Genomic DNA, 23,235 nt, shown 5'->3' on the forward strand with positions numbered 1-23,235 from the left:
CGGGCTATCAACCTCCGAAGCTCAGCTTGAGAATCGCAAAAATGCAGGCGAAGCCGACCACCGCCGTAAAGAAGGTGTTCAACATCACCAGCACGACCTTCATGCCTTCGCCATGCACATAATCTTCGATAATGACCTGCATACCCAGGCGCATGTGATAAACGCCAGTCAGAACGAACAGCGCCATCACGATTGCCGTGAAGGGATGCGACAGGGCAGCCCGGACTTCCGCATAGCTTGCGCCATTGAGCGAAATGACCAGACCGATGAAAAACATGACCAGCGGCACAAGAGCGGCGGCGCTCAAGCGCTGATACCAGAAATGACCGGTGCCTTCCTTGGCTGATCCCAGACCCCGAACCTTGCCGAGCGGGGTGCGCATATCATTGTTCATACCGTTCATGAAACCAGCTCCCCTTAGCGCACCGAATAGGCAACGACCCAGACGAGGATCGTGGCGATGACGGAGAAAACGACGGTCGCCCAGGCGATCTTCGAAGCTGTGTGCTTTTCAAGACCAGCGCCCGTATCCCAGATCAGGTGACGAACGCCACCGGCCAGATGGTGCAGAAGCGCCCAGGTATAGCCGAACAGGATCAGGCGACCGATCCAGGACGAGAACAATGCGTTGACGAAATTGAAGCACTCTTCGCTGACCGCAGCCGAAATCAGCCAGGCTGCCAGCAACAGGGTGCCGAAGTAAAGTGCGCCGCCCGTGATGCGATGGACGATGGACATCGTCATCGTAATGACCGGCTTGTAGATGGACAGGTGCGGCGACAAAGGACGCTGGCGCGTTACAGTCGGTTGTGTCATGGCTCTGTAGGCTTCCCTGACGTTTCTCTCCGGCCACACCCCGCTGACGAAGATCAGCGAAGCAGCCAGGTTGCGGGTTCTCCCGAACCCCAGTTCGACGTCGTCCAAAGCACATGGAACCGGACTTTACGATCCCGCGCCGGTACGACCCAATAAAATATGGCTGGACCGTGGCGTACGGCCCTATGTGGCGCTTTCTACTGCGCTTTTACCATCACGTCAAAGAAGCTTTTTCACGAAAAGACTAACAATTGGTCGCACCTGGGCGACACATTCGCGTGATTGCGGCATTCAAACGATTGAAGACCGCAATCGGCAAAAACATGTGTAATTTCATCAACTTTTGGGAAATCGATCAACTGCCGAATCGAATCACATAGCTCGACCAGTCCGCAGCCGCAGCAATCTGTTCATAGAGCTTGCGCCCGTCTTCCGGCACGCGCGGCGCATTAAGCACCAGCTTGGACCAGCTGCGCTCTTCCGCCTTGTCGGCAAGCACGTCGATCAGCGCCTTGGCTATGCCCTTTCCGCGATGATCGTGATGCACATAGATATGGTCCACCTGCCCTGCACGCAGACCCGTCACGGGTTCGGGCAGATCGTAGAAGATCACGAAGCCGACCAGATTTCCGTCGACCCTGGCCCCCAGAGTTTCAGCGGCGCGATCCTGAAGCAGGTGTTCGGCATAAAAATCGTCGGGGCGGCGTGGAGCGCCGCGCTTCAGCGCCTGCGCATAGCTTGCCAGCAGCGGCGCGAATTCATGGGCATCACGCAGATGGAGGAGCGCAATATCGACGGCATGATCTTTGGTCATTGGACGTTCCTTGGCGTTTCCAGCTCTTCCGCCTGCGACCTGCGAAGCAGTAGCGCACGAGAAGACCGGTTCGATTTTAGCCAGCACGGATGACAAAGGTAAAGAAAGAGTTAAGATAGTCCTCATTCTCTTTGGGATCATGCACGATGAGGCTCGATCAACGATGGCAAACTGCAAACGGCTGATACTTGGTCTGGTTGTCGTCTGCGCCCTTGCGCTGACCGGTCCCGCGCTTGCCGAAGAAGCGATGCGCTCCGTCGATGCGTCGGGAAACCTTGTCGTCCAGATGCCGGATAATGGCGCCAAGATCATCCGGGTCGGCGCGGCGCAGAAGCCAGTTTTGCCTTCGCCGCAACGCATGAAGGTGATTACCGCGCCGCGGGATCGCACGGTTGCCTATATCGTCGCCAAGCCCAACGGCAATTGCGAGAGCGCTGTCGTGCTGCGCGGGCGCTCTTTCATGTATGGGATCGACCGCGGGGAAACACCGGTCCTCGACCATGCGGGCTGCGGCTATCAATAGGATTCGTTCAACGCCCGGCCTTTGAGCGGAACTCCACAACGTTTTCGTCCACCAATATCGGCAGAGCGCTGCGGACGCAGTTGCGCCCGCCCTTCTTCGCTTCATAAAGCGCCCCGTCGGCCCGCTTGTAGAGATCGGAAAACACATCGTCGAATTCCATTTCCGCGATACCGAAGCTCACGGTGAATTCAATCCCGCCGTTCCTGCCCGGAATATGGATATCGCGACAGACAAGCCGGGTCTTGTCCGCAAATCTCCATGCGGACTGGATCGTATTGCCCGGCAGAATGATCGCGAATTCCTCGCCGCCAATACGCGCGGCAATCCCACCCTTGGCATTGGCTGCCTTGCGCAATTCGGCAGAGAAAGCGGCGATGACGCGATCTCCCAGCGCATGACCATGTGTATCGTTGATTGCCTTGAAGTGATCGATGTCGCACAGAACAAGCGACAGAGCCTGCCGCATACGTTTCGACTTTTCAATTGCGGCTTCGGCACGAAACTCGAAGCCGCGCCGGTTGAGCAACGTCGATAGCTGGTCCGTTTCCGAGCGGATCAACATATTGGCGATCAGCTCCCGCATCAGGCTCAAGAGCAGAAGCAGCCCGCCTGCGACGGAAAGAGCAGCACCGATTGACTGCGAGAACATTGCATAGGTCGTATCGATATAATCAGCCGGTTCAGCACCCGCGCCTCCCGACAGCACGGCGATGACCGGCTTGAACAGGAAGTGGACGGCACTGATACCAAACAGTATCGCCATCAAGGTATCGATACCGTTGCGTTCCACCCGCAGGATCAGCCACACTGCCAGAAGGAGTACGAGGAAATAGGGCGCCTGATAAAGCAGCATGCCGATCATCTGGCTGCGGGCAATGTCATATATGCTGTAGACCGCGGCGAGAGATGCAATGGTCAGCAGACCGAGCGCAATCCACGGCACCGGTCGGGCATACATCCGCGCCAGACCGACGACCAGACAGGACAATGTCAGGTAATAGGTCGAAAAGGCGAGCATATAGCCGAGGCGGGGATTGGGAATGGAAGGCATGGCAAGCTCTGTCAGGAAATAGAGCATTGCGAAAATAAAGCCGAAGGCGAAGACAGGCGCGGCCGCATTATCCCGCGCATAAACGGCAATGCCGAGAAATGCGAAAGCAAACAGACCGGAAACGGTCATGTTGATCAGGAGGATAAAGTCGGCTCCATTCATCGATGCTCTTCCCCGTGCTGGCTGTCAAAGGCTCCCAGACGCCAGCCACCCCATTCCTCCTTACAATCAAAGCGTGAAAAAGCTGCTAATATACAGCCAAAGAAAAACCGCCGGGATGAGCCGGCGGTTTGATCTTTCCAGAAGCGCTTCAAAAACGCTTCGTCAGGAGTGAAACCTCAGTTCCACTCGCGAATGTCGACGAAATGTCCGGCAATTGCCGCAGCGGCAGCCATGGCTGGCGACACGAGATGGGTGCGGCCCTTGAAACCCTGACGGCCTTCAAAATTGCGGTTCGAGGTCGAAGCGCAACGTTCACCCGGCTTAAGGCGGTCGTCGTTCATGGCAAGGCACATGGAACAACCCGGTTCGCGCCAATCGAAACCGGCTTCGATGAAGATCTTGTCGAGGCCTTCAGCTTCCGCCTGTTCCTTCACGAGACCCGAGCCCGGCACGATCATGGCGTTGACGCCAGCCGCAACCTTCTTGCCAGCGGCCATGCGTGCCGCATCGCGCAGATCTTCGATACGACCATTAGTGCAGGAACCGATGAAGACGCGATCGATCTTGATGTCGGTCATCTTGGTGCCCGGCTTCAGGCCCATATAGTCCAGAGCACGCCACTTGGATGCACGCTTGGTTTCGTCCTTGATCTCGTCCGGGTTCGGAACGATGTCGGTGACGAAAACGACGTCTTCCGGCGAAGAGCCCCAGGAGACGACCGGCGAAATCTTGGCGGCATCCAGTTCGACGATCTTGTCGAAATGTGCACCCTCATCCGAATGCAGCGTCTTCCAGTACGAAATCGCCTGTTCCAGCGCTTCGCCCTTCGGCGCGCGCGGCTTGTCCAGCACATAGGCAAAGGTCGTTTCGTCCGGTGCGATCAGACCAGCGCGCGCACCGCCTTCAATCGACATGTTGCAGACCGTCATGCGGCCTTCCATCGACAGCGAGCGAATAGCGCTGCCTGCATATTCGATCACATAACCGGTGCCGCCCGCAGTGCCGATTTCGCCGATGATGGCAAGCGTGATGTCCTTGGCGGTGACGCCGGGAGCCAGTTCGCCCTCAACACGCACGAGCATGTTCTTGGCTTTCTTCTGGATCAGCGTCTGGGTAGCCAGAACGTGTTCTACCTCGGAGGTGCCGATACCATGCGCCAGCGAACCGAAAGCGCCATGCGTGGAGGTGTGGCTATCGCCGCAGACGATGGTCATGCCCGGCAGGGTGAAGCCCTGTTCCGGTCCGACGATGTGCACGACACCCTGACGGCGATCACGCTCGGAATAATATTCAACGTTGAAATCCGCAGCATTCTTGGCCAGAGCTTCGACCTGAATGCGGCTTTCCTCGTTCTTGATACCGTTGATGCGGTCCGGTGAGGTCGGAACATTGTGATCGACCACGGCCAGCGTCTTTTCAGGATGACGCACCTTGCGGCCAGCCATGCGCAGGCCTTCAAAAGCCTGCGGACTCGTCACTTCGTGCACAAGATGGCGATCAATATAAAGGAGGCAGGTTCCGTCTTCCTGCTGATCCACTACATGGTCGTCCCAGATCTTGTCGTAAAGTGTACGCGGCGCGCTCATTGCGAGAGGTCCTTTGAATAGTTCTTAACTTTGGCTGTCATATGCACCCGCCATCACGGTTCGTCAAGAAACTGAAACCGCAACAGGGTGTCGCAGTAACAATCTTGCGAGATATGGGCGGAATTATGCAATATGTTACGCAGCCCGTCGCATTTGGCAAATAAAAAAGGCGACCCGAGGCCGCCTTTTTCAAACAGATTGCTGTGAAGCTTATTCAGCAGCAGCCTTGGCGGCTTCGGCCTTGGCGGCGGCAGCCTTGTCGGCTTCGCGCTCGGCCTTGGTACGGTTGTCTTTCTTTTCAGCAATACGGGCAGCCTTACCGGTAAGGCCACGCAGGTAGTAAAGCTTCGCGCGACGAACCTTGCCGCGGCGAACGAGTTCAACGCCTTCGACGATCGGCGAGTAAACCGGGAATACGCGCTCTACGCCTTCGCCGTACGAAATCTTGCGAACGGTGAAGTTTTCGTTGAGGCCAGCGCCGGAACGAGCAATGCAGACGCCTTCATAGGCCTGCACGCGGGTACGCGTACCTTCGGTAACGCGAACCTGAACGCGAACCGTGTCGCCCGGCTGGAAATCTGGAAGCTTGCGCTTTTCTTCGATCTTTGCTGCCTGTTCGGCTTCAAGCTGACGAATGATATCGGTCATCGTCTCTCTCCTTCTTGAATTCTTCTCAAACAGTCAGAGCGCTCTGCACTTGCCGCCAAGCAATCCTTGGCCCTGCGGCTATGCCCTCAATTTCAGGCAGGAGCGGTACACCATTTATTGGTTTAGGACGTTTCGGGCTTTGCCCGAACGAGATATTACAATGTCGGTACTAGCCCGAACTCGCGCGGCAATACACCATTGCCGCCAATGAATCAATATCAGGACAAGAAAATCGCCTCAGATACGGCCCAGATGCGTGTCCTTGAAACCGGTTCCATATTTGAGACCGAAGCCAAGCGCGCGGTCGACGCCGATATGCACGGCCCAGATCAGTGCCATAGCGATGCAGATCTGCCAGTTCATCGCCCAGCCCAGAACTGCGAGAAGCACAACGCCGATCCAGCTATGGGCGATATTATAGACCACGGCGCCGGTGCGCGGCCCCTTCATATAGCCGAAGAAAGACAGATCGGGCGCCAGAATGAGCAGGGCGAAAAGCCACCAGCTTGCACCGCTGACCCAATAGGCTCCCAGCGCCAGCAGCGCGAGGGAAAGACTTTCGAGCCGCTGGATCAGATTCATTTGCGTTTGCCCTCGCTATAGGCTTCCCAAAGATCGGGACGCCGTTCCTTCGTGATCCGTTCGGCCTGCTCATGCCGCCATTTATCGATTGCGCCATGATTGCCGGAGGTCAGGATTTCGGGGATGGGCCTATCTTCCCAAACCTGCGGACGGGTATAATGCGGATGTTCGAGCAGCCCGGTCTCAAAACTTTCGGTCTCTCCGGATTCGCGATTGCCCATCACACCCGGCAAAAGCCGCACGATTGCATCAAGCAAAACGATTGCCGCGGTTTCTCCACCCGACAGGATGTAATCGCCGATCGATACTTCCTCGAGATTGCGCGCCTCGATGACGCGCTCGTCCACACCCTCGAAGCGGCCACAAAGAATGATCGCGCCCGGTCCGTCGGCCAGTTCGCGCACGCGCTTCTGCGTCAGCGGCTTTCCGCGCGGGCTCATCAGCAGCGTCGGACGGCGACCGTCGGCAACCGAATCCAGCGCGCGGGCGATCACATCCGGCTTCATCACCATGCCAGCGCCACCACCGGATGGCGTGTCATCGACCATACGGTGCTTGCCTTCCGCAAAATCGCGAATCTGCACCGCATCGAGCTGCCATTTGGTCTCGCTGAGTGCCTTACCTGCAAGCGAAGTGCCAAGGGGACCGGGAAACATTTCCGGATAAAGCGTCAGCACCGATGCATGAAAGAAGCCGGGCTCATCATCGACCCTTGAAACGTCGGTCATGACTTCTTCGGCTTTTTCTTTTCGTTCTGCGGGCGTTCATCCTCATCGTCGGCGATCAGTCCAGCGGCATAGGGCTCGACCAGCAAAGTGCCCTTATCCAGATCGATTTCCGGTACGGCTGCCTCCGTGAAAGGAATAAGCATCGGGCGCTTGCCCTTTTCGCTGAGCTCGATGAGGTCGCCGCCACCGAAATCGAACAGGGCGCTCACCACGCCATAGGTCTTGCCTTCGGCATCCACCGCCAGCAAGCCGATCAGGTCGGTCTGGAAGAACTCGTCTTCGTCCAGTTCGTCGTCCGGCAGCTGCGAACGATCAATGAAAAGTTCGGTCCCGTTCAGCGCTTCGGCGGCATTACGGTCATTGATGCCCTTGAAGCGCACGACCACAACCGTCTTTGCTGGACGAGCTTCCAGAACCTCGTAACTCTTGCCCTGTTCGTCATAGAGCAGGCCGTATTCGGCAATTGCCAGCGGATCGCCGGTGAAGGTCTTTACTCTCACTTCGCCACGCGTGCCATGGGCGGCACCAATGACGGCAAGCTGGATCGGGTTTTCTGGACGCGGCATTGCCAACCTTGTTTCTGCTGCTCGAATAGAACTATTTTTCGTTCAATAACCCTTTCGTCAGCGCAATTCACCTCAATTCGTAAGAATAGTGCTTTTCGTCCCGCGAACAACCAGCCGGTAACCTATCGCTGGCAAACTGTCCGTCCACCCAGAATGAACGACCGGCTTGATTATGACAACGAACAGCGAATTTCTGATCCCTGCCCGCGCCGACCTCGCAGCGGCGCGTGAAGAATGGTTGAAGACGCTGAAGGATGCGCGCCGCCTGTCGGAAAACACACTCGAAGCCTATGAGCGCGACACACGTCAGTTCCTCAATTTTCTGACTGGGCATCTGGGCGAACCGCCATCGCTGAAAGATGTTGGCAATCTACGGATCGCCGACCTGCGCTCGTTTCTGGCCAGCCGTCGCAATGAAGGCGTCGGTGCCCGCACGCTGGGCCGCGGGCTTGCTGGCGTGCGCTCGCTTTTACGCCATCTGGAAAAACGCGGCCTGGCCAATGCGGCAGGCGCAAGCGCCATGCGCGCGCCACGCCAGCCGAAATCATTGCCGAAACCATTGACCGCCGAAGACGCCCGGCGCGTGGTTGCAGCCGATGGGCAAATGGCGGAGGAACCATGGATTGCCGCGCGCAACGCAGCCGTCCTGACCTTGCTCTACGGTTGCGGCCTGCGCATTTCGGAAGCGCTCGGCCTGATGGGTGATGCGCTGTCCGACAGCACTGCCCGTTCGATCACCATTACGGGCAAGGGCAACAAAGCGCGTCTCGTCCCGCTTCTGCCCATCGTGCATCGCGCCGTTGCACAATATCGAACGCTTTGTCCGTTCGACCTTTCCGCCGACAAACCGCTTTTTCGAGGCGCCAAGGGTGGTGTGCTGCATGCTGCGATCATCCAGCGCGAAATGCAGAAACTGCGTGCTGGTCTCGGCCTGCCCGACAGCGCGACGCCGCATGCGCTGCGCCATTCCTTCGCCACCCACCTTCTGGGGCGAGGCGGTGATCTCAGGACCATCCAGGAGCTGCTTGGCCACGCAAGCCTCTCGACCACACAGGTCTATACCGGCGTGGATACCGAGCGACTGCTGGAAGTCTATGACAAGGCGCATCCGCGCGCTTGAGAAGTCGCTGGCATCGGCAAAAACCGCCCCTATATTACTCTCATGAAAAAGCTGCTTCTCGTTCTTCTCTATGCCTGTCTGGCAGGCACTGTCTCGGCTCGCGCCGACGATGCACCTGCTGCTTGCGCCGTGCACGGCATCAATCTCATTGACGGGTTGGAGGCAAAAGACCCGGCAAGTTGGCAGGAAATACAGCGCGAAGCCGATGCTGTACCCAATCGCAAAGGGCTTCTTTGGAAAATCGATAAAGACGGCGTCGAACCGTCCTATCTTTTCGGCACGATCCATCTTTCCGATCCGCGTGTTTTGACATTGCCGAAAGCCGCCGACGAGGCCTATCGGTCAGCAAGCACTGTCGTCATCGAAACGACGGATATTCTGGACCCGAAGGCTTTCCTGCGCCTCAAGCTCGAACAGCCCGACCTGCTGCTCTTCACTGATGGCAGCACCTTGAAGTCGCATATTCCGCCCGAGCGGCGGGAGGAGATCGAACAGAAGCTTGCAGAACGCGGTATCGTTCTCGACGCGGTTGCAAAAATGAAGCCGTGGGTGCTGACCAGCCTGCTCGCACTTCCGAAATGCGAGAGGGAGCGCAAAAACGATGGCGAGAGATCGCTTGATGAACGGCTGGCTCTCGACGCACAGGCCGAGGGCCGCAATGTTTTGGGCCTGGAAAGTGCAGCAGAACAACTGGTCGCGATGAACCGGATGCCGCTCGACTTCCATCTCCGCAATCTGGTGGCTACCGTCGACTATGGCGACAAGGTCGAGGATGCCATGGAGACCACGACCGCGCTCTACCTCAAGGGCGAGATTGGCATGATCATGCCGTCGCTCCGAAAGATCGTTCCCGACAGCCTTTCCGAAGCAGACTATGAAATATTTCTAAAATATCTCATTTCCGACCGTAATCAGGTCATGGCGGATCGTGCCGTTCCGATCATCGACAAGGGAAATGCCTTTATTGCCGTCGGCGCCCTGCATCTGCCGGGCAAGGACGGAATAATTGAACTGTTACGCGCAAAAGGCTATCGGGTGAGCCCACTATAAAACCTCTAAGCTAGAATATTGCTAGTCGGCTTTCAGATCGGTGATGCTGTTTTCAATGGCCGTTATATTGAGCTCGAGTTCGGCAATCTGTCTCAGTATCGATTTTCCCGGAAGCGCCTCTTCCCGTGCCGCTTCGTCGAGAAGCTTGAACTGTTCATCGCGCAGAAGCGAAGAGAGCTTTTCGAAGCGCTCAATGGTTTTCAGGTTCTCTTTCGACGGCATTATGTCATTCCTCAAATTTCGGCGTGGTTTACGATCGCTCTCAACGACCCGACCTCATCAATGACTTACAGTGATAAAGCCAAGATGGCCAGTTGATCGACCATAGCCCCTATTACCGGATCGCTTCCGTGATTGAATATACATATCAATGTGCAGTTTCGCTTGGGTTAATAGAATCCTCGCCGAATTGCATTGTATAGCTAGTAATTCATAGCTCTTCTTATATTAGATTTCTTGGAACTAAGCGCTCTTTCTCGCATTGATATACACCGGGTTTGTTATCGCAACGCATGTCAACACACATTTGAGGCGGTCGGAGCACAGATTGGCTCACGTATGACCGCAAATGCCCGGCCAACCGTCATTTCCCAAACGTCGCTTCGATGACGAAAGGGACGATTGGAGGAGCCCGTTATGGTTGATCCCCTTGATCCACGAAATAGCGACCCGCGCACAACTTCCGATCCGCGCCTGTCAGACCCTTCCGGAATGCCGCCACCTCCGCCCCCGCGCGGCGGAAGTGGCTATCTGCTTGGTGCGGTGCTTCTGGCAGCGATCATTATCCTCGCTTACTTCTTCTACCGGAATGGCAGTGGAACGGATACTGCGGCTCCACCTCCCCCGCCGCCGACGACACAGAGTGAGCCTGCCACACCGGCTCCAGCCCCACCGGCACAAAATTAAGCATTAACGAAAAAGGCCCGCATCAGCGGGCCTTTTTATAATCATATGGTTGCAGCCAATTACATATGGATCGGCTTGGCAAAGGTCGCCAATGCGGATTCGCGCACAGCTTCCGACATGGTCGGGTGGGCATGGCAGGTGCGCGCCAGATCTTCCGACGAGCCGCCGAACTCCATCAGAACAGCCAGTTCGTGGATCATTTCACCGGCATTATAGCCGAGGATATGAGCGCCCAGAACGCGGTCCGTTGCCTTGTCGGCGAGGATTTTCACGAAGCCGTCGGTGTGCTGCATGGCGCGTGCGCGACCATTGGCCGTGAACGGGAACTTGCCGACCTTGTATTCGATACCGGCGGCCTTCAGTTCTTCTTCGGTCTTGCCGACCGAAGCGACTTCCGGCTGCGTGTAGACGACGCTCGGAATGACATCGAAATTCACGTGACCAGCCTGACCGGCGATGATTTCGGCAACGGCAATGCCTTCGTCTTCAGCCTTGTGCGCCAGCATCGGACCCTGCACCACGTCGCCGATGGCATAGATGCCTTCGACATTGGTGCGCCAATGGTCATCGATCGCAACGCGGCCACGATCATCGACATTCACGCCCGCTTCCTGAAGGCCGAGACCGTCCGTATAAGGACGACGACCGGTCGCGATCAGAACTGCATCAGCTTCAAGCGTTTCAGCCGCGCCACCCTTGACCGGTTCGAACGTCACTTTTGCGCCCTTACCGGCTTTCTCGACGCCCGTAACCTTGGCGCCAAGCTTGAAGGCAATACCCTGCTTTTCGAGCAAGCGCTGGAACTGCTTCGACACTTCGCCATCCATGGACCCGAGCACCTTGTCGAGATATTCGACGACCGTGACCTTCGCACCAAGACGCGCCCAGACGGAACCAAGTTCCAGACCAATCACGCCACCGCCGACAACGATCAGGCTGCCCGGAACCTTGTCGAAGGAAAGCGCGCCAGTCGAGGAAACGATGACCTTTTCGTCAATATCGACCTTGACGCCAGGAATGCCCGCGACATCGGAACCGGTAGCAATGATGATGTTCTTTGCTTCGATTTCCTCGACCTTGCCGTCTTCAGCGGTCACGGAAACCTTGCCCTTGCCAACGATCTTGCCAGTGCCGATGAAGGCCGTGATCTTGTTCTTCTTGAACAGGAATTCAACGCCCGTGACATTGGCCTTTACGGTCGTGTCCTTGTGCGCCAGCATCTTTCCCAGATTGAGCTTCGGCGTCACTTCCACGCCGAGCGTGTCGAAGGAATGACCGGCTTCGGCAAAAACTTCCGACGCATGCAGAAGTGCCTTGGAGGGAATGCAGCCGATATTCAGGCAGGTGCCACCGAAGGTCTTGCGCTTCTCCACAACAGCAACGGAAAGACCAAGCTGTGCAGCCTTGATCGCGGCGACATAACCGCCGGGGCCCGTACCGATGACAACCACATCGTATGACATTGAACTATCCTTCTTCAGTCTATCCTGAACGTTTTCGAACGCCCGGTTCATCCGGGTCCGTTCCTTCATTCGAAATTATTCACATACAAACGGTGCCTTCGGGCTACCGATCATTCCTCGTCTGGTGAGCATCCCTGAAAACGGAATGCTTCCCACTGAAGCGGCTTTTCGGGTTTTGCCGCTCCAAAATCATAACCATCGAGCGCCGTCACCAGATCGGGCAGCAGGATCGCCTGCGCAGCCGGTTCGTCCGCCTTGGGCAGAACATCGGCTTCCGCGCCTTCCTTCAGCGAATAGATGACGCTCTGCCAGATGCTGCAATCATCGAGATCTTCCGGGTTGGAACCGTCACCCTTGCAATTGAAAGTCAGCAACGCATAGGGACGCGCCACACCTTCTTCCGGCCAGATCACCATGCCGCTCAACTTGAACTCGGGCTTGTCATTGGCCGTGATGGTGAATTCATTCGTCGGTGCCGGTGACATTTTCAGGTCGTTCGGCTGCTCCGGGCGGAAGGTCAGCGTATAAGCATCGTCGCGATCGCGATAAATCGCCCGATTCTGGGTGCAGGCCGCCTGAACCGCGGTCGAGAACACGGTGAGCGCAAGCACCGAAACGGCGGCAGTCCTGAAAAGCTTGTTTGCAGCGTGCATCTGTCGGTTCTCCCTGAATGTTCCGGTTGAGTATTTCCGGCAGCGAATCTTCGGTATCCGAAGATAATGCTTACATAGCCTTTTCGGTGGCAAGTTTAAGTCCCAGCGCAATGAAGACAACGCCGCTGGTCCGATCGATCCATTTCGAGGCGCGCGAGAAGGCCACACGCATCTTCGGCGTCGTCATAAAAAGGCTGACGCCGACAAACCAGGAGATGAGCGCAGTCGCCATTACGACACCGTAGCCGAGCTTCACCTCGGTCGGCGTATGGGCATGAACGACCGTCGAGAAAATCGACAGAAAAAAGAACACGGCTTTCGGATTGAGCGCATTGGCGGCAAAGCCGAGGCCGAATGCCTTGGCGAAGCTCTGCTGTCTGCGCGGTTCCTTCGGTGCCATTTCTACATCGATCTTTGTGGTTCCAGCCCGCAGCGCCTTGATGCCGATATAGACCAGATAGGCCACACCGCACCATTTGACGATATTGAACAGATAGATCGACTTGGAAATGATTAGCCCGAGACCCAGCACCGTATAGGTGACATGCATCATCAGGGCGGCGCCAATGCCGAAGCTCGTGATGATCGCCTCGCGGCGGCCATGCAGCAGCGATTGCCGGATGACCATGGCGAGATCGGCGCCAGGGGAAACGATGGCAAAGACGAAAATCGCCATCAGGGATGCAAGTTCGAACAGATAGGGATGCATCGCGTTTCCTTCATTGCGCGTGTTTCACGCGCAGGCTGTCATTACAGAACCAAAGCCAGAAGCATGATACCGAGCCCCACCAGACTAATCAGCCAGACGAAGGAACGGAAATAGGGAATGCCCGCCAGATAAAGCGGGATATAGACGATGCGGCCGAAAAACCAGAGCCACGCGCCGACAATCCCCCATCCGGACGGATCGCCTTTCAGCACGAGCGCCAGCGCCAGACCGATGAAAGCCGGATAGGTCTCACGGAAATTGGCAGAGGCCCGCTCCGCGCGACCGGCAAATTTGCCGGAGGGTTTCAAACCCTCGTCGCGCGGACCGGCATTCCATCGAGAGCCGAGTTCCTTCGTCGCCGCAAAGCCCTGCAGGAGGATATGAACCACCAGCAGGACAACGCTCAAGCCGACCAACGGCAGAAACGGAGATGCGGAGAAGACGCCCGGCTCCATCGTTTGTCCTTAGAGATCGAGAACCAGACGTTCCGGATCTTCCAGGCTTTCCTTGACGCGCACGAGGAAGGTCACGGCTTCCTTGCCGTCCACGATGCGGTGATCGTAGGACAGGGCAAGATACATCATCGGACGGATCACGATCTGACCGCCGACGACAACCGGACGTTCCTGGATCTTGTGCATGCCAAGGATACCCGACTGCGGAGCGTTCAGGATCGGCGAGGACATCAGCGAACCGTACACGCCGCCATTGGTGATGGTGAACGTGCCGCCCTGCATGTCAGCGACCGAAAGATTACCGTCGCGTGCTGCCTTGGCAAGACGTCCCAGTTCCTTTTCAACGCCTGCAATCGAAAGCTGGTCGGCGTCACGGATGACCGGAACCACAAGGCCCTTGTCCGTGCCGACGGCCATGCCGACATGGGCGAAGTTCTTGTAGATGATGTCCGTGCCGTCGATCTCGGCGTTAACAGCCGGGATTTCCTTCAGCGCATGGGTCACGGCCTTGGTGAAGAAGCCCATGAAGCCGAGCTTCACGCCATGCTTCTTCTCGAAGACGTCCTTGTACTTGGTGCGCAGTTCCATGACCGCAGACATGTCGACTTCGTTATAGGTCGTCAGCATGGCGGCGGTGTTCTGGGCATCCTTCAGACGCTTGGCAATCGTCTGGCGCAGACGGGTCATCTTCACGCGTTCTTCGCGCGATGCATCGTCAGCCGACGAAGCCGGACGTGCAGCAACAGGAGCAGCCGCCGCAGGAGCAGTCGAAACACCCTTGGCGATCGCGTCGAGCACGTCGCCCTTCAGCACCTGACCGCGCTTGCCGGAACCGTCTACCTGATCGGCGGAGAGGTTATTTTCAGCAAGCAGCTTGGAAGCCGCCGGAGCAGGCTGCATAACCGGGCCCGACGAAGCCGAAGCGACAGGTGCTGCAGCCGGTGCAGCGGCAGCAGGCTTGGCTTCTTCCTTCTTCGCAGCAGGCGCCGCAGCGACGGCAGAGCCATCGGTGGAAATCTGGCCGAGAAGCGCATTGACCTCGACCGTGTCGCCTTCCTTGGCCGTGATTTCGGCCAATACGCCAGCAGCAGCAGCCGGAACCTCCACTGTCACCTTGTCGGTTTCCAGTTCCACCAGCGGTTCATCGATGGCGATGGCGTCGCCGACCTTCTTGAACCATTTTCCGATGGTTGCCTCAGTAACGGACTCCCCAAGCGTGGGAACGCGAATTTCGGTGGCCATGGTTTCTTCTTCCGTTGATCTTCAAACTTTAGATTTTGTGTTCAATTCAGGTTGGAGCAGTTCCGAAAAACTGCTCCAGAACTCTAACCCGGATCAGTTACCGAGCGCATCCTCAAGGAAAGCGGCGAGCTGCGCAAGATGCTTCGACATCAGACCCGTTGCAGGCGATGCTGCCGCCGGACGGCCTGCATAGCGCACGCGCTGATGCTTGGCGTCGATATGAGCCAGCACCCATTCCAGATACGGGTCGATGAACGACCATGCGCCCATGTTCTTCGGCTCTTCCTGACACCAGACCATTTCCGCATGGCGGAAGCGTGACAGCTCATTGATGAGTGCCTTGGCCGGGAACGGATAAAGCTGTTCGACACGCAGCAGGTAGACGTCATCGATGCCGCGCTTTTCACGCTCTTCGTAAAGGTCGTAATAGACCTTGCCCGAGCAGAGAACGACGCGACGGATCTTTGCATCCTTCTGAAGCTTGATGCCTTCGTCCTTGTTGTACTGCGCATCGTCCCACAGCAGACGGTGGAACGACGATTCGCCCGACAGTTCGTTGAGGGTCGAAACGGCACGCTTGTGACGCAGCAGCGACTTCGGCGTCATCATGATGAGCGGCTTGCGGAAGTCGCGCTTCATCTGGCGGCGCAGAATATGGAAGTAGTTAGCCGGCGTCGTAACGTTGGCCACCTGCATGTTGTCTTCCGCACACATCTGCAACCAGCGTTCCAGACGAGCCGAGGAGTGTTCCGGACCCTGACCTTCATAGCCGTGCGGCAGAAGGCAGACGAGACCGGACATGCGCAGCCACTTGCGTTCGCCCGACGAGATGAACTGGTCGAACACGACCTGTGCACCATTGGCGAAATCGCCGAACTGGGCTTCCCACAGAACCAGAGCGCGCGGGTCGGACAGCGAATAGCCGTATTCGTAGCCCAGCACTGCTTCTTCCGAGAGCATCGAGTTGATGGCCTCGTAGATCGCCTGACCCTTCTGGATATTGTTGAGCGGGATGTAGCGGTTCTGGGTTTCCTGATCGTAGAGAACCGTGTGACGCTGCGAGAAGGTGCCGCGTTCGACGTCCTGACCGGACAGGCGGATCGGGCTGCCTTCAGCAACCAGCGAACCGAATGCCAGCGATTCAGCCGTCGCCCAATCGATCCCTTCGCCCGTTTCCATCATCTTGGCACGGTTGTCGAGGAAGCGCTGGATCGTGCGATGGACGTGGAAGTCCTTCGGTACTTCAACCAGCTTCTTGCCGATTTCCTTGAGCGTCTTCATCGGTACGGCGGTCTTGCCGCGACGCTGTTCGTCGGCATTGTCGGCGGTGCGCAGGCCAGCCCACGCGCCGTCCAGCCAGTCGGCCTTGTTCGGCTTGTAGCTCTGTCCGGCGTCGAATTCGGTTTCCAGATTTTCGCGCCACTGCGCTTTCATCTGGTCGATTTCTTCCTGCTTGATCAGGCCTTCAGCAATCAGCTTGTCGCTGTAGAGCTGAACCGTGGTCTTGTGTGCACGGATCGCCTTGTACATCAACGGCTGGGTGAAGGACGGCTCGTCGCCTTCATTGTGACCGAAGCGGCGATAGCAGAACATGTCGATGACCACCGGCTTGTGGAAGGTCATGCGGAATTCGGTCGCAACCTTGGCAGCGAACACCACGGCTTCCGGATCGTCGCCATTGACGTGGAAGATCGGCGCCTCGATCATCTTCGCAACATCCGACGGATAAGGCGACGAACGCGAGAAGGCCGGATTGGTGGTGAAACCGATCTGGTTGTTGATGATGAAATGCAGCGTACCGGCGACGCGGTGCCCCTTCAGGCCCGAAAGGCCGAGGCACTCGGCCACAACACCCTGACCGGCAAAGGCAGCATCGCCATGCAGGAGCAGCGGCAAAACCTTGGCGCGCGTTGCAAGCGGAACCATGTCGTCACGGGTGCGACCAGCCAGCAGGTCCTGCTTGGCACGGGCCTTGCCCATCACGACGGGGTTGACGATTTCGAGGTGCGACGGGTTGGCGGTCAGCGACAGGTGGACCTTGTTGCCGTCGAATTCACGGTCCGACGAAGCGCCCAGATGGTACTTCACGTCGCCCGAGCCTTCCACGTCGTCTGGCGCATAGGAGCCGCCCTTGAACTCGTGGAAGATGGCGCGGTGCGGCTTGCCCATGACCTGGCTAAGCACGTTCAGACGGCCACGATGGGCCATGCCGAAGATGATTTCCTTGACGCCCATGGCGCCGCCGCGCTTGACGATCTGTTCCAGCGCCGGGATCAGCGATTCACCACCATCGAGGCCGAAACGCTTGGTGCCCTTGTATTTGACGTCAATGAACTGCTCGAAACCTTCCGCTTCGATGAGTTTCGACAGGATGGCCTTCTTGCCTTCCGGCGTGAAAGCAACCTTTTTATCCGGACCTTCGATGCGTTCCTGAATCCAGGCTTTTTCAGCCGGATCGGAGATATGCATGAATTCGACGCCGATCGTGCCGCAGTAGGTACGCTTCAGAATGTCGAGCATTTCCGGCACGGTCGCATATTCGAGGCCGAGCACGTTGTCGATGAAGATCTTGCGGTTGTAGTCGGCAGGCGTGAAACCGTAGTTTTCCGGCTCCAGCTCATTATAGTCGTTCGGCTTTTCGGAGAGACCGAGCGGATCGAGATTGGCGTGCAGATGGCCACGCATACGGTAGGCGCGGATCATCATGATGGCGCGAACGCTGTCGCGTGCAGCCTGCGTGATCTCTTCGCTGGTAAGAGCCGCGCCGGTAGCACCCTTCGCTTCGCCCTTTGCAGCCTTGCCTTTCAGCTTGTCGGTGACGTGCTTTTCAACTTCAGCCCAGTTGCCATCGAGCGCGGAAATCAGTTCGCCATTGGCTGCAATCGGCCAGTTCTTTCTGGTCCAGGACGCGCCTTCAGCGTTTTTCTTCACATCGTCGGCATTGTCGCCTAGCTTCGCGAAGAAATCGCGCCACTGCGGATCGACCGAATTCGGATCGTCCTCATATTTGGCGTACAGCTCCTCGATATAGTCGGCATTGCCGCCATAGAGGAATGAGGTAAGGGCGAAAACGTCGTTGGCTTGTTCTTGCCTTGCCATAGCCTATCCGGAGCAGCGCTCCGTCTCCTTGTCAGTGGCTCATCTTGCGCGGGCCGGAAGTTCGAAACTTCATCCCTCACGCCGCCGGGGAGGAACCGCTACAGACCCCGGCGTGACTAAACTCTACGCGTCGGAACGGATATCCGTCCCTCTAATCCGGATCACATGACCCGTTGTTATGCTAAACCCGGCAGCGGCTTTCGCCGCCGCCGGGATATTCAGACCGATACGCGATCTCAGCCCTTGAGGACTTCGACCAGCGTCTTGCCGAGCTGCGCCGGCGACGGCGACACGCGAATGCCGGCCGATTCCATGGCAGCAATCTTGTCTTCCGCGCCGCCCTTGCCGCCGGAGATCACGGCGCCAGCATGGCCCATGGTGCGTCCGGCAGGAGCCGTACGGCCAGCGATGAAGCCGACCATCGGCTTCTTGCGACCGCGCTTGGCTTCGTCCTTGAGGAACTGGGCCGCATCTTCTTCAGCCGAACCGCCGATTTCACCGATCATGACGATCGACTTGGTTTCGTCGTCGGCCAGGAACATTTCCAGCACGTCGATGAACTCGGTGCCCTTGACCGGATCGCCGCCGATACCGACAGCAGTGGTCTGGCCGAGGCCTTCGTTCGAGGTCTGGAACACTGCTTCATAGGTAAGCGTGCCGGAACGGGAAACAACACCCACCGAACCCTTCTTGAAGATATTGCCCGGCATGATGCCGATCTTGCATTCTTCAGGGGTCAGGATGCCTGGGCAGTTCGGTCCGAGCAGGCGCGACTTCGAGCGTTCCAGACGCTCCTTGACGCGAACCATGTCCATGACCGGAATACCTTCGGTGATGCAGACGATGAACGGGATTTCAGCTTCGATGGCTTCGATGATCGCATCGGCAGCACCTGCTGGCGGAACGTAGATCACCGATGCGTCTGCACCTGTGCGTTCCTTGGCTTCGGCAACGGTTGCGAAGATCGGAAGCTTTTCGCCCTTCTGGCCTTCCCAGGTTTCGCCACCCTTCTTCGGGTGGATACCGCCGACCATCTGCGTGCCGTAGTAGGCAAGCGCCTGTTCGGTGTGGAAGGTGCCGGTCTTGCCGGTCAGGCCCTGTACGAGAACCTTGGTGTCCTTGTTGACGAGAATGGACATGCCTTAATTCCCCTTCACTGCAGCGACGATCTTCTGCGCCGCATCGTCGAGATCGTCGGCCGAAATGACGTTCAGGCCGCTCTCGTTGATGATCTTCTTGCCGAGTTCGACATTGGTGCCTTCGAGACGGACAACCAGAGGAACCTTGAGGCCGACTTCCTTGACCGCAGCGATCACGCCTTCGGCAATGACGTCGCACTTCATGATGCCACCGAAGATGTTGACCAGAATGCCCTGGACAGCCGGATCAGCGGTGATGATCTTGAACGCAGCCGTCACCTTCTCCTTGGAAGCGCCGCCACCAACGTCGAGGAAGTTGGCAGGTTCTGCACCGTAGAGCTTGATGATGTCCATCGTTGCCATGGCAAGGCCTGCGCCGTTGACCATGCAGCCGATATTGCCGTCGAGAGCGACGTAAGCGAGATCGTACTTGGAAGCTTCGATCTCTTTTTCGTCTTCTTCCGACAGATCGCGCAGTTCCTGAATGTCAGGATGACGGAACAGCGCATTGCCGTCGAACGATACCTTGGCGTCGAGAACGCGCACGCGGCCATCGGTCATGACGATCAGCGGGTTGATCTCGAGAAGGCTCATGTCCTTTTCGGTGAACGCCTTGTAGAGGATCGGGAACAGCTTGACGCCGTCTTCACGAGCCTGACCTTCAAGCTTCAGCGCGTCGGCGAGCTTGCTGGCGTCTTCGTCCGTTACGCCCTTGGCCGGATCGATGGCGACAGTCACGATCTTTTCAGGGGTTTCTTCGGCAACGGCTTCGATGTCCATGCCGCCTTCGGTCGAAACGACAAAAGCCGGACGACCAACGGTGCGGTCGATCAGGATCGAGAGATAAAGCTCGCGATCGATGTCGGCGCCGTCTTCGATGTAAAGACGGTTGACCTGCTTGCCGGCAGGGCCGGTCTGCTTGGTGACGAGCGTGTTGCCGAGCATTTCCTTCGCATTGGCAACCACTTCCTCAACCGACTTGGCGAGGCGCACGCCGCCCTTTGCATCGGCTGGCAGTTCCTTGAACTTGCCCTTGCCGCGTCCACCAGCATGGATCTGGCTCTTGACGACATAAAGCGGTCCGGGAAGCGTCTTTGCCCATTCTTCCGCCTGTTCGACGGAATAGACAGCCACACCATTGGCGATCGGTGCGCCATAGGTGTGAAGCAGGCGCTTGGCCTGGTATTCGTGAATATTCATCTGGTTGTCCTCTACGGATTCCCGACCGATTCAGCGAGCCGGTACGGCCCGAATCTTCGACCGATAATTGACAGCCGGAAAAGGCCGGAGCCGCACAAATGCGACAACCCGGCCTTGTCTGGAATTTTACTTCAGCGACGGAGCGATGCCGATGCAGGCTTCGCAAAGACCGGCGACCGAAGCCACCGACTTGTCGAATTCAGCCTTTTCGTTCTTGTCGAGATCAATTTCAATGATGCGCTCGACGCCATTGGCACCGATCACGGTCGGCACGCCGACATACATGTCCTTGACGCCGTACTGGCCCGTAAGCTGGGCAGCAACCGGCAGGACGCGCTTCTTGTCCTTGAGGTAGGATTCAGCCATCTGGATGGCCGATGCAGCCGGAGCGTAGAAAGCCGAGCCGGTCTTGAGCAGGCCGACGATTTCCGCGCCGCCGTCACGGGTGCGCTGGATGATCTTGTCGAGCTTGTCCTGGCTGGTCCAGCCCATCTTGACGAGATCAGGGAGCGGGATGCCGGCAACGGTCGAGTAACGGGCCAGCGGAACCATGCTGTCGCCGTGGCCGCCCAGCACGAATGCCGTGACGTCTTCAACCGAAACGTTGAACTCTTCCGAGAGGAAATAACGGAAGCGGGCGCTGTCGAGAACGCCAGCCATGCCGACAACCTTGTGCGCCGGAAGACCGGAGAACTTCTGCAGCGCCCAGACCATGGCGTCCAGCGGGTTGGTGATGCAGATGACGAAAGCTTCAGGGGCGTATTTCTTGATACCTGCGCCAACCTGTTCCATCACCTTGAGGTTGATGCCCAGAAGGTCGTCGCGGCTCATGCCCGGCTTGCGCGGCACGCCTGCGGTCACGATGACAACGTCTGCGCCTTCAATTGCTGCGTAGTCGTTGGCGCCGGTGTATTTCGCATCAAAACCGTCAACCGGAGAAGATTCGGCGATATCCAGTCCCTTACCCTGCGGGATGCCTTCCGCAATGTCGAAAAGGACGACGTCGCCGAGTTCCTTCAGACCAGCCAGATGGGCGAGCGTGCCGCCGATCATGCCGGAGCCGATGAGGGCAATCTTGTTGCGTGCCATGATTGTTTCTTTCCTCACTTTTGATCCAGAGACGCATCAAGCCATCCGGAATCCTCGCCGGAAACGCTCAAGCGTTGGAACTGCGAGATAGGACTCTTTGGCGATAAACTCAACTCATTATTTTGCGACTAATGTTTTCAATCGGTTAGAATTAATGGTTCTTACGTAAACGTAAGATAATTTGTCAATATCAAGGCAAAACCACCCTCTCCTACCGCCGCGAACCATCCCCGACGAAGCGGTGAAGGAGCGACTGGCAAGCTGCCAATTCCAACAACGTTGTGCACCTGTTCAAAACCGGTTCGATTTAAAACTGATGCCTATCAGAAACCCGGCACGAACGCGCCACCGCCTTCCGCATGAATTGCGTGAGCAACATAGCCCACCGGGCTTATAAGTCCAGTCTGTGGCAGTCTGATGATGGGGCAGTCTGATGATGATAGCGGGAAGGGTCGACTTCAACCGGCCTTGCCGGGTGGCTCCGCCAGATAGTCCGCGCTCTGCATCTCGAAAAGACGGGAAGCGGTACGATCGAACTCGAAGGCCTCCGTGCCCTTGCTGGCGAGATAGAGCTTTTCCGGTTGGGCTTCAGCCGAAATGAACACCCGCGCGTGGTGATCGTAGAGTACGTCGACCAGCAGAATGAAGCGCTTGGCCTCGTTGCGGCGTGAATAGTCCAACACCGGAACATCATCGATGAACAAGGTCGGATAGTGCTTCACGATGGCGATATAATCCGAGGCACCAAGCGGCTTCGAACAGAGCGCATCGAAAGTGAAGCGCGCCGCACCATGCACGGCACGGGCGACCTCGATGTCGCGTCCCTTGATGCGGATGACATCCGGCTTTTCATGCGCACCGTCCTTTTGCGCCACCCAGGCCGCCTCCATGCGCTTGGTCGTCTCAGAACCCAGCGGTGACAGATAGACCGGCTGGCGGTCGAGCTTTTCGAGGCGGTAATCGGTGCGCGAATCGAGATTGATCACATCGACATGCTGCTTGAGAATATCGATGAAGGGCAGGAAAAGCTGCCGGTTCAGTCCGTCGCGATAAAGATTGTCCGGCGCAACGTTGGACGTCGCCACCAACACCACTCCACGCGCGAACAAGGCACTGAACAGGCGCGACAGGATCATCGCATCGGCAATATCCGTCACGGTGAACTCGTCGAAACACAGCACCCACGCCTGTTGGCTCAAGGCATCGGCGACCGGCGGGATCGGATCGTCCTGCTTGGTCTCGCCACGCTTCAACGCCTGACGATGCGCATAGATGCGCTCGTGCACATCGGCCATAAAATCATTGAAATGCGCGCGACGTTTACGCTCGACGGGCAAAAGCGAAAAGAACATGTCCATCAGCATGGTCTTGCCACGCCCGACCTCGCCGTGCACGTAAAGCCCCTTGATGACGCTCGTTGCCTCCTTGCGCTTGCCGAACAGCCAGCCGAGCGCGCTCGACTTGCGTGACAGGCGTTTGGTGCAGATTTCCTCGATCAGCCGGTCATAACGGACGGTGAGTTCGAGTTGAGCAGGATCGGCTTCCACATCACCCGCCACGACCATCGCATCGTAATGTTCGCGGACGGAGGGGAAGGCTTTCAGATTACCGTCGAAAGACATGATTGCTTCCGT

General features: G+C 57.5%; 24 protein-coding genes. 4 read left to right on the top strand and 20 right to left on the bottom strand.

Going from position 1 to position 23,235, the window contains the following annotated elements; genetic code table 11:
* Positions 1-7: 7 nt before the first annotated feature.
* From sdhD to CES86_RS11975, 3 genes are all read right to left on the bottom strand, one after another.
* On the bottom strand, positions 8-403 hold the full coding sequence (sdhD, locus tag CES86_RS11965) for a succinate dehydrogenase, hydrophobic membrane anchor protein (RefSeq protein ID WP_010657574.1): 396 nt from the start codon (positions 401-403) through the stop codon (positions 8-10).
* Positions 404-417: 14 nt separating this feature from the next.
* A complete protein-coding gene (gene sdhC / locus CES86_RS11970) occupies positions 418-816 on the bottom strand; it encodes a succinate dehydrogenase, cytochrome b556 subunit (protein WP_010657575.1) in 399 nt (132 codons plus the stop codon).
* Positions 817-1,171: 355 nt separating this feature from the next.
* Complete coding sequence (locus tag CES86_RS11975) at positions 1,172-1,630, bottom strand: GNAT family N-acetyltransferase (RefSeq protein WP_094514477.1); 459 nt, start codon at positions 1,628-1,630, stop codon at positions 1,172-1,174.
* Positions 1,631-1,793: 163 nt separating this feature from the next.
* Between CES86_RS11975 and CES86_RS11980 the strand changes: the two genes are divergently transcribed.
* Complete coding sequence (locus tag CES86_RS11980) at positions 1,794-2,153, top strand: hypothetical protein (protein ID WP_012091142.1); 360 nt, start codon at positions 1,794-1,796, stop codon at positions 2,151-2,153.
* A 7-nt stretch (positions 2,154-2,160) separates the two neighbouring features.
* Here the strand turns inward: CES86_RS11980 and CES86_RS11985 are convergent, their stop codons facing one another.
* From CES86_RS11985 to rimM, 6 genes are all read right to left on the bottom strand, one after another.
* Complete coding sequence (locus CES86_RS11985) at positions 2,161-3,366, bottom strand: GGDEF domain-containing protein (protein WP_012091141.1); 1,206 nt, start codon at positions 3,364-3,366, stop codon at positions 2,161-2,163.
* A gap of 176 nt (positions 3,367-3,542) precedes the next feature.
* Positions 3,543-4,952 carry a 3-isopropylmalate dehydratase large subunit gene (leuC, locus tag CES86_RS11990; protein WP_094514479.1) on the bottom strand — a complete coding sequence of 470 codons (1,410 nt, stop codon included), beginning with the start codon at positions 4,950-4,952 and terminating at the stop codon, positions 3,543-3,545.
* Positions 4,953-5,162: 210 nt separating this feature from the next.
* On the bottom strand, positions 5,163-5,600 hold the full coding sequence (gene rplS, locus CES86_RS12000; RefSeq protein WP_006467977.1) for a 50S ribosomal protein L19: 438 nt from the start codon (positions 5,598-5,600) through the stop codon (positions 5,163-5,165).
* A 237-nt stretch (positions 5,601-5,837) separates the two neighbouring features.
* A complete protein-coding gene (locus CES86_RS12005) occupies positions 5,838-6,182 on the bottom strand; it encodes a DUF4260 domain-containing protein (RefSeq protein WP_012091140.1) in 345 nt (114 codons plus the stop codon).
* Positions 6,179-6,910, bottom strand: coding sequence for a tRNA (guanosine(37)-N1)-methyltransferase TrmD (gene trmD, locus CES86_RS12010; RefSeq protein ID WP_012091139.1), 732 nt, complete (start codon positions 6,908-6,910; stop codon positions 6,179-6,181). Before trmD ends, CES86_RS12005 begins: the two co-directional genes overlap by 4 nt.
* The gene (gene rimM, locus CES86_RS12015; protein ID WP_010657582.1) at positions 6,907-7,476 is read right to left on the bottom strand and encodes a ribosome maturation factor RimM; all 570 of its coding nucleotides are present in this window, start codon (positions 7,474-7,476) and stop codon (positions 6,907-6,909) included. The genes trmD and rimM overlap by 4 nt, the downstream gene beginning before the upstream one ends.
* 172 nt (positions 7,477-7,648) lie before the next feature.
* Between rimM and CES86_RS12020 the strand changes: the two genes are divergently transcribed.
* Positions 7,649-8,596, top strand: coding sequence for a tyrosine recombinase XerC (locus CES86_RS12020; protein WP_012091138.1), 948 nt, complete (start codon positions 7,649-7,651; stop codon positions 8,594-8,596).
* 42 nt (positions 8,597-8,638) lie between these two features.
* Entirely contained in the window at positions 8,639-9,646 is a 1,008-nt protein-coding gene (locus CES86_RS12025; RefSeq protein WP_094514480.1) for a TraB/GumN family protein, read from the top strand.
* A gap of 21 nt (positions 9,647-9,667) precedes the next feature.
* Here CES86_RS12025 and CES86_RS12030 read toward each other — a convergent pair whose 3' ends face one another.
* A complete protein-coding gene (locus CES86_RS12030) occupies positions 9,668-9,868 on the bottom strand; it encodes a hypothetical protein (protein WP_010657585.1) in 201 nt (66 codons plus the stop codon).
* Positions 9,869-10,282: 414 nt separating this feature from the next.
* Here CES86_RS12030 and CES86_RS12035 point away from each other — a divergent pair, with 414 nt between their 5' ends.
* A complete protein-coding gene (locus CES86_RS12035) occupies positions 10,283-10,552 on the top strand; it encodes a hypothetical protein (RefSeq protein ID WP_010657586.1) in 270 nt (89 codons plus the stop codon).
* A gap of 59 nt (positions 10,553-10,611) precedes the next feature.
* On the opposite strand, the gene lpdA is transcribed toward CES86_RS12035, so the two are convergent.
* From lpdA to zapE, 10 genes are all read right to left on the bottom strand, one after another.
* Positions 10,612-12,015, bottom strand: a complete 1,404-nt coding sequence (lpdA, locus tag CES86_RS12040) for a dihydrolipoyl dehydrogenase (protein WP_094514663.1) — start codon at positions 12,013-12,015, stop codon at positions 10,612-10,614.
* A gap of 110 nt (positions 12,016-12,125) precedes the next feature.
* Entirely contained in the window at positions 12,126-12,668 is a 543-nt protein-coding gene (locus CES86_RS12045; RefSeq protein ID WP_061344536.1) for a hypothetical protein, read from the bottom strand.
* 70 nt (positions 12,669-12,738) lie between these two features.
* Entirely contained in the window at positions 12,739-13,377 is a 639-nt protein-coding gene (locus CES86_RS12050) for a LysE family translocator (protein WP_094514482.1), read from the bottom strand.
* 41 nt (positions 13,378-13,418) lie between these two features.
* Positions 13,419-13,832, bottom strand: a complete 414-nt coding sequence (locus tag CES86_RS12055; protein WP_012091131.1) for an MAPEG family protein — start codon at positions 13,830-13,832, stop codon at positions 13,419-13,421.
* Positions 13,833-13,841: 9 nt separating this feature from the next.
* A complete protein-coding gene (odhB, locus tag CES86_RS12060) occupies positions 13,842-15,074 on the bottom strand; it encodes a 2-oxoglutarate dehydrogenase complex dihydrolipoyllysine-residue succinyltransferase (protein WP_094514483.1) in 1,233 nt (410 codons plus the stop codon).
* A gap of 93 nt (positions 15,075-15,167) precedes the next feature.
* The gene (locus tag CES86_RS12065) at positions 15,168-18,173 is read right to left on the bottom strand and encodes a 2-oxoglutarate dehydrogenase E1 component (RefSeq protein WP_010657592.1); all 3,006 of its coding nucleotides are present in this window, start codon (positions 18,171-18,173) and stop codon (positions 15,168-15,170) included.
* Positions 18,174-18,409: 236 nt separating this feature from the next.
* On the bottom strand, positions 18,410-19,312 hold the full coding sequence (sucD, locus tag CES86_RS12070) for a succinate--CoA ligase subunit alpha (RefSeq protein WP_010657593.1): 903 nt from the start codon (positions 19,310-19,312) through the stop codon (positions 18,410-18,412).
* Positions 19,313-19,315: 3 nt separating this feature from the next.
* Complete coding sequence (sucC, locus tag CES86_RS12075; RefSeq protein WP_010657594.1) at positions 19,316-20,512, bottom strand: ADP-forming succinate--CoA ligase subunit beta; 1,197 nt, start codon at positions 20,510-20,512, stop codon at positions 19,316-19,318.
* Positions 20,513-20,638: 126 nt separating this feature from the next.
* Positions 20,639-21,601, bottom strand: coding sequence for a malate dehydrogenase (mdh, locus tag CES86_RS12080; protein ID WP_010657595.1), 963 nt, complete (start codon positions 21,599-21,601; stop codon positions 20,639-20,641).
* Between the two features lie 458 nt (positions 21,602-22,059).
* Complete coding sequence (gene zapE / locus CES86_RS12085) at positions 22,060-23,223, bottom strand: cell division protein ZapE (protein WP_012091129.1); 1,164 nt, start codon at positions 23,221-23,223, stop codon at positions 22,060-22,062.
* Between the last annotated feature and the right edge of the window lie 12 nt (positions 23,224-23,235).

It is taken from the genome of Brucella lupini, assembly GCF_002252535.1.
Lineage (GTDB): Bacteria > Pseudomonadota > Alphaproteobacteria > Rhizobiales > Rhizobiaceae > Brucella > Brucella anthropi.

What these genes read in the sequence shown, in the direction of transcription:
- CES86_RS11975 (WP_094514477.1), bottom strand. Translation starts at nt 1,630, where the DNA reads ATGACCAAAGATCATGCCGTCGATATTGCGCTCCTCCATCTGCGTGAT.
- odhB (WP_094514483.1), bottom strand. Translation starts at nt 15,074, where the DNA reads ATGGCCACCGAAATTCGCGTTCCCACGCTTGGGGAGTCCGTTACTGAG.
- CES86_RS12020 (WP_012091138.1), top strand. Translation starts at nt 7,649, where the DNA reads ATGACAACGAACAGCGAATTTCTGATCCCTGCCCGCGCCGACCTCGCA.
- sdhC (WP_010657575.1), bottom strand. Translation starts at nt 816, where the DNA reads ATGACACAACCGACTGTAACGCGCCAGCGTCCTTTGTCGCCGCACCTG.
- CES86_RS12030 (WP_010657585.1), bottom strand. Translation starts at nt 9,868, where the DNA reads ATGCCGTCGAAAGAGAACCTGAAAACCATTGAGCGCTTCGAAAAGCTC.
- CES86_RS12045 (WP_061344536.1), bottom strand. Translation starts at nt 12,668, where the DNA reads ATGCACGCTGCAAACAAGCTTTTCAGGACTGCCGCCGTTTCGGTGCTT.
- CES86_RS12025 (WP_094514480.1), top strand. Translation starts at nt 8,639, where the DNA reads ATGAAAAAGCTGCTTCTCGTTCTTCTCTATGCCTGTCTGGCAGGCACT.
- CES86_RS11985 (WP_012091141.1), bottom strand. Translation starts at nt 3,366, where the DNA reads ATGAATGGAGCCGACTTTATCCTCCTGATCAACATGACCGTTTCCGGT.
- lpdA (WP_094514663.1), bottom strand. Translation starts at nt 12,015, where the DNA reads ATGTCATACGATGTGGTTGTCATCGGTACGGGCCCCGGCGGTTATGTC.
- CES86_RS12005 (WP_012091140.1), bottom strand. Translation starts at nt 6,182, where the DNA reads ATGAATCTGATCCAGCGGCTCGAAAGTCTTTCCCTCGCGCTGCTGGCG.
- CES86_RS12050 (WP_094514482.1), bottom strand. Translation starts at nt 13,377, where the DNA reads ATGCATCCCTATCTGTTCGAACTTGCATCCCTGATGGCGATTTTCGTC.
- sucC (WP_010657594.1), bottom strand. Translation starts at nt 20,512, where the DNA reads ATGAATATTCACGAATACCAGGCCAAGCGCCTGCTTCACACCTATGGC.
- CES86_RS12035 (WP_010657586.1), top strand. Translation starts at nt 10,283, where the DNA reads ATGGTTGATCCCCTTGATCCACGAAATAGCGACCCGCGCACAACTTCC.
- rimM (WP_010657582.1), bottom strand. Translation starts at nt 7,476, where the DNA reads ATGCCGCGTCCAGAAAACCCGATCCAGCTTGCCGTCATTGGTGCCGCC.
- sdhD (WP_010657574.1), bottom strand. Translation starts at nt 403, where the DNA reads ATGAACGGTATGAACAATGATATGCGCACCCCGCTCGGCAAGGTTCGG.
- CES86_RS11980 (WP_012091142.1), top strand. Translation starts at nt 1,794, where the DNA reads ATGGCAAACTGCAAACGGCTGATACTTGGTCTGGTTGTCGTCTGCGCC.
- leuC (WP_094514479.1), bottom strand. Translation starts at nt 4,952, where the DNA reads ATGAGCGCGCCGCGTACACTTTACGACAAGATCTGGGACGACCATGTA.
- rplS (WP_006467977.1), bottom strand. Translation starts at nt 5,600, where the DNA reads ATGACCGATATCATTCGTCAGCTTGAAGCCGAACAGGCAGCAAAGATC.
- trmD (WP_012091139.1), bottom strand. Translation starts at nt 6,910, where the DNA reads ATGACCGACGTTTCAAGGGTCGATGATGAGCCCGGCTTCTTTCATGCA.
- CES86_RS12055 (WP_012091131.1), bottom strand. Translation starts at nt 13,832, where the DNA reads ATGGAGCCGGGCGTCTTCTCCGCATCTCCGTTTCTGCCGTTGGTCGGC.
- mdh (WP_010657595.1), bottom strand. Translation starts at nt 21,601, where the DNA reads ATGGCACGCAACAAGATTGCCCTCATCGGCTCCGGCATGATCGGCGGC.
- CES86_RS12065 (WP_010657592.1), bottom strand. Translation starts at nt 18,173, where the DNA reads ATGGCAAGGCAAGAACAAGCCAACGACGTTTTCGCCCTTACCTCATTC.
- sucD (WP_010657593.1), bottom strand. Translation starts at nt 19,312, where the DNA reads ATGTCCATTCTCGTCAACAAGGACACCAAGGTTCTCGTACAGGGCCTG.
- zapE (WP_012091129.1), bottom strand. Translation starts at nt 23,223, where the DNA reads ATGTCTTTCGACGGTAATCTGAAAGCCTTCCCCTCCGTCCGCGAACAT.